This is a genomic window from Acidovorax sp., assembly GCF_046314175.1.
Taxonomy (GTDB): Bacteria; Pseudomonadota; Gammaproteobacteria; order Burkholderiales; family Burkholderiaceae_C; genus Acidovorax.
Window position 1 is genome coordinate 1 of sequence record NZ_JBKBXG010000184.1, and the last position, 3,930, is coordinate 3,930.

At 64.5% G+C, this 3,930-nt stretch carries 3 protein-coding genes; 2 read left to right on the forward strand and 1 reads right to left on the reverse strand.

Annotation, left to right across the window (positions count from 1 at the left end; translation table 11 throughout):
• The coding region (locus tag ACK4OE_RS25430) for a glutamate synthase-related protein (RefSeq protein WP_409889203.1) at window positions 1-742 on the reverse strand (742 nt) is incomplete at its 3' end.
• 217 nt (window positions 743-959) lie between these two features.
• On the opposite strand from ACK4OE_RS25430, the gene ACK4OE_RS25435 reads away from it, so the two are divergent.
• Window positions 960-1,817: a UPF0149 family protein gene (locus ACK4OE_RS25435; protein ID WP_409889204.1), complete on the forward strand. Its 858-nt coding sequence runs from the start codon at window positions 960-962 to the stop codon at window positions 1,815-1,817.
• Window positions 1,818-1,947: 130 nt separating this feature from the next.
• Window positions 1,948-3,483: a SulP family inorganic anion transporter gene (locus ACK4OE_RS25440; protein ID WP_409889205.1), complete on the forward strand. Its 1,536-nt coding sequence runs from the start codon at window positions 1,948-1,950 to the stop codon at window positions 3,481-3,483.
• Window positions 3,484-3,930 lie beyond the last annotated feature (447 nt).

Here is a 3,930-nt window from a genome sequence, read left to right on the forward strand (position 1 = left end):
CGGTGGCGTTGGCGGTAAAACGCTCTTCGCTGAACGTGCCGTCGGCATTGCGGCAGCCAAAGTAGCCCGAGCCGATCTCCCAGATCAAGTCACCGCCATGCACGCGGTGGTGCTGGCTGATGCTGCCCTCGCCCGTGTCGTGCGCAAAGCCGCCTTTTTTTGCGCCCTTGTTCAGCGCCAGGATGGCATTGGCCGACAGCGCCCCAAAGCTCATGGCCGAGATGTTGAACACGCTGGCGTGGTAGGGCTGGGTGCACGGCGCTACGGACTGCGACGGCGCATCGGGATTGCCGCCAATCCACACGCGAAAGTCGTGTGACGGCAGCTGCGTGGGCGCCATGGAGTGGTTCACCCATTCATAGCCCTGCGCGCCAACATCCAGGTGCGTGCCAAACGGGCGGTTGTCCGGCTCGCCCTTGGCGCGCTGGTACACCAGCGAACGCTGCGCGCGAGAGAACGGAGCGGCTTCGCTGTCGCTCTCGATGAAATACTGGCGCACCTCGGGCCGCACGTATTCGAGCATGAAGCGGATGTGCCCGATGACCGGGTAGTTGCGCAAAATGGCGTGGCGCGACTGCCGCAGGTCGTACACGCCCACTGCTACCAGGGCGGCGAACACCAGCACCACGGGCAGCCCCACATTGAAGGCCACCAGCGCAAACAGCGATAGCAGCAGCCCGAAAACGCACAGCGCAAAGGCCGTGTAGCGCACCGGGTACAGGGAGTTGAGTTGGTGGAGCATGGGGGTCCTGGTTCTGGTGGCGGTGCGAGAGGGGGCTACACTGACCGCCTTTTTATCGGGTTGCCATGTTGCGTAAGGCGCTTTTGAGGCCCGGCACCACCCCGGGTCGCCGTACCTCCGCCGATATACCAGCGCCACAGCACAAGGCCTGCGCATCATAAAAGTAAAACAATGTTTTACCGCCCCCGCTTTCTCGCTTGACGACCGGAGTCTTCCCATGACCGAACCCACATCGCCCACACCCGCCACTGACGAACTTGATGACCCCACGGCCGCCCCGGCCGCCGCGCTGGGCCCGGAGGAACTGGAAGAGATCGACAACATCCTCGACGACCTGCGCGCGCGCGGCGAGGAAATCCCGCAGTGGGAGTTCTGCGACGGCTTCATGACCGCGCTGATCTGCAGCCGCCGCCCAATCGCCCCGGCCGAGTACCTGCCCATGCTGCTGGGCGACGGCGCCGAGCTGGATGTGGCCGAAGGCGCGCCGCTGCCCCAACTGCCCGCCTTTGCCGACGCGGCCCAGCAGGCGCGCTTTTTAGAGCTGTGGAACCGCCGCTGGGCCGAGATCGTGACCCAGCTCGACACCGACGTGAAGACGCTGGACGACGACCGTACCTTCCAGCCCGAAGCCATGGACATGCGCGGCGCCGTGGCCAGCCTGACCGACGAGCAGCGCGCCGAAATGGGCGACGACCAGGAGATCCCGTCCTTCGGCCAGGTGTGGGCGCTGGGCTTCATGTTCGCAGTCGAAAACTGGCCCGAAGACTGGGCCGCCCCGCGCGACAAGGAAGCCGCCAAGTGGCTGGACGACGCCCTGGACAGCATCGTCGCCCTGACCGAAGACGACACCGGCAAGCCCGAAGTCTGCATGTACGACGAAGACGGCCCCCCCAGCACCAGCCAGGCGCGCGTCGAAGCCTTCGGCGAAGCCATCTGGGCCGTGTACGACCTGCGCCAGCTGTGGAAGAGCATGGGCCCGCGCGTGGAGACGGTGCGCAAGGCGCCGGAGCCGGGGCGCAACGACCCGTGCCCCTGCGGCAGCGGCAAGAAATACAAGAAGTGCCACGGCGCTTGATTTGGTTAAAAAATTTGCTACTGAGTTGATAGCTTGCTGCGTTTGATAGATAAGCGCTAGAGCCTGTTTTGATCTGAAATCCCTTGCAGCGCACCTCCGGGTGCGCTTTGCTTTTTACAGGGCACACCGCATGAACTCCTCCACCCTCACCCGCTTGCGCGCCGAATGGGCGCCCAGCATTCCGCGCGAATTGTTGGCCGGTGCCGTGGCCACCTTTGCCCTCATCCCTGAAGTCATCGCGTTCTCGTTCGTGGCGGGGGTGGACCCATCGGTGGGGCTTTTTGCCTCGTTCGTCATCAGCATCGTGATCGCCTTCACGGGCGGGCGGCCCGCCATGGTGTCTGCCGCGGCGGGATCGGTGGCGCTGGTTGCCGCGCCGCTGGTGGCGTCGCACGGGCTGGGCCACCTGCTGGCGGCGGGGCTTCTGGCGGGTGCGGTGCAGGTGGTGTTTGGGTTGATGAAGCTGGGCGTGCTGATGCGGTTTGTGTCCAGCTCGGTGCGCACCGGGTTTGTCAACGCGCTGGCCATCCTGATCTTTGCTGCGCAACTGCCCCACCTGACGGGCGCGGGGCCTGTCACCTGGGCCATGTTGGCGCTGGGGCTGGCGCTCATCTACGGCCTGCCGTGGCTGGGCCAGCGGCTGCAGCTGCGTGCACTCACTGCCATCCCCTCGCCCTTGATCTGCGTGGTGGCTCTGACGGTGCTGGCCTCCAGCATGGGGCTGCCGCTACCCACGGTAGCTGACCTGGGCAAGTTGCCCGACAGCTTACCGTTCTTCAGCCTGCCCGAGGTGCCCGTGTCGCTGGACACCCTGCGCATCATCTTGCTGCCTGCCTTGGCCATTGCCATGGTCGGGCTGCTTGAGTCTGTGCTGACCGCGTCGGTGGTCGATGAAATGACCGACACCCCCAGCAACAAAAACCGCGAATGCACGGGGCTGGGGCTGGCCAACATCGCCGCCAGTTGTTTTGGCGGCATCGCAGGCTGCGGAATGATCGGCCAGGCCGTCAGCAACGTGAAGTATGGCGGGCGCGGGCGCCTGTCCACGCTGTTCGCGGGCGTGTTCTTGCTCATCCTCATGGTGGCCCTGAAAGACTGGGTGTCCAAGGTGCCGGTGATCGCGCTGGTCGCCATCATGGTCATGGTGTCGGCCGAGACATTCGACTGGAAGTCACTGCGCGCGCTGGTGCGCCACCCGCGCCTGTCCAGCGCCGCCATGCTGGCCACCGTGGCCGTCACCATCGCCACCCACAACCTGGCCGCCGGCGTGGCGGTGGGCGTGGTGCTGAGCGGCGTGTTCTTTGCGTTCAAGGTGTCGCATATGCTGGAGGTGCGTGTGCACGACGAGGCCGATGACACTGGTGCCACGGCCTTGCGCCAGCGCACCTGGCGCGTGTCCGGCCAGGTGTTTTTTGCCTCGGCCGACGCGTTCATCGAAGCATTCGACGTGCTGAGCGCCGAAGGCCGCCCGGTGGTCATCGACGTCACGCACGCCCACTTCTGGGACATCACTGCTGTGGCCGCACTCGACAAGGTGGTGCAACGCCTGCGCCACCACGGGTGCACGGTGCAGGTGCTGGGGCTCAACGAAGCCAGCGCGGTGCTGATTGATCGGATGGGGAGCGATGCAGCGCCGGTCAGTGCGCAGGGCGGGGCGGGCGGTTGAGTGGGGGGGCGTAGTGCTGCGCAGCTGGCGTTTTAGCGAGGGCGACTAGCCCCGCCGCACGTCCAGCAGGCCAGCGCTTGGCGACCGACTTTTCGTCGCCGCGCACCGCATTCGCCACATGTCAGCCGCAATGATTCGTTCCATTGTGGCAGTGGCAAGAAGTACAACAGTGCTTCGAGTTTGAGGTAGAAAAACTACTGTTTTGATAGCTGCTAGCGCTTATTGGATAAGCGCTAGAGGCCAATTTGATTTGATTTTCCACTGCTCCCCGGTGACGATGCGGGGCGAGGTTCAAGGTGGTGGGCTGCCTGCCGCTGATAGGACGCTTTGGGCCGAGGCTGTGTGAAAACCCAACCCACAACCGCTGCTAAAAATTAAAATAACGGCACCCGATTTGAGCGAGGTGCCCATGAAGCGATTCATCGAAGGCGAAGACCGACAACAGGT

What these genes read in the sequence shown, in the direction of transcription:
- ACK4OE_RS25440 (WP_409889205.1), top strand. Translation starts at nt 1,948, where the DNA reads ATGAACTCCTCCACCCTCACCCGCTTGCGCGCCGAATGGGCGCCCAGC.
- ACK4OE_RS25435 (WP_409889204.1), top strand. Translation starts at nt 960, where the DNA reads ATGACCGAACCCACATCGCCCACACCCGCCACTGACGAACTTGATGAC.